Origin of the sequence: Endozoicomonas acroporae, assembly GCF_002864045.1 — a bacterium.
In the GTDB taxonomy this organism is placed as follows: Bacteria; Pseudomonadota; Gammaproteobacteria; order Pseudomonadales; family Endozoicomonadaceae; genus Endozoicomonas; species Endozoicomonas acroporae.
In genome coordinates, this window is the sequence record NZ_PJPV01000296.1 from 1 (window position 1) to 1070 (window position 1070).

Annotated in this window: 1 protein-coding gene; it reads right to left on the reverse strand. The window is 49.6% G+C overall.

Going from position 1 to position 1070, the window contains the following annotated elements:
* Nucleotides 1–1070, reverse strand: a 1070-nt coding sequence (locus CX664_RS26895) for a M26 family metallopeptidase (RefSeq protein ID WP_180966647.1), incomplete at both ends; no start/stop codon positions are given.

Genomic DNA, 1070 nt, shown 5'->3' on the forward strand with positions numbered 1-1070 from the left:
TACAGTAATATGCCTTTACTGGGTGCTGAATAGTTACAAACGAGTTATCTCCTCCCGAGATAGACGCAACGGCATATTCACTTGTAACGTTGCTATTGAACGCCTTGGTGTTGGCGGTAGCTTTTCTAGAGTAAAATTTATCGCCAATACCAATACCGGCTTCTGCTACACTTCCATTGGTGGCAACATGACAGTTCACCGCTGTCGTGTGCTTAACAGTACCGCTCTTCGAAAATCCAGCCCCAATACCAGCATGTGCATTAACTCCTGTGGTGTTCACCGTGCAGTTCAACGCAGTCGTGTCTGTAACCGTTCCTTTCTCCTGAGCTCCCACCCCAATACCGACATATGCACCTTTTCCCGTTGTTTCAACACGACAGTTCACCGCTGTCGTGTGGCGAACATTACCTTCATTCGAAAATCCAGCCCCAATACCAGCAATTGCGTACTTTCCCTTTGTTGTAACATTACAGTTTACCGCAGCCATGTTGTTAACAGCTCCACTTATCAGAGATCCCGCACCAATACCGGCAGAAACTGATTCGCCGGAGGTTTCCACCGTGCAGTCCAACGCAGTCATGTTAGTAATAGTTCCTCCGCCATTTACTATGCCCACGCCAATAGCTGCGTATGCATCCTCCTTGTTGGTAGTAACGTTAGCACGTTCAACCCGAATATTACTGATCGTGGCGTTGTCAGACATTTCACAAGCCACTACCCCGGCCGGATCCGTTGGGGGTATTATTCTGGCATCACTAAGGGTCAGGTTCTCGATACGGCCCCCATCGGACAGGTGTTTTACCAGGCACTTCGAAAGTTTGCCAATAGTACGATAATTGCCGTCCAACTTGCCGGTGAATGGATTTTTTTTAGAGCCAATGGACCGGGACAATTGGTTATCGTTGAAATCATCAGTCAGGCGATATTGTTTGCTACATGAGCCCTTATCACGGCAGATCTTGCCCAGGTTCTCGGCATCCGCCACGTTAATCCAGCGGTCAGAGGCGGATGCTGATGCCGCACCCACCGCAGACAGGCCGACCAGAGCCCCCAGTGCCAAGGGTGTGTTT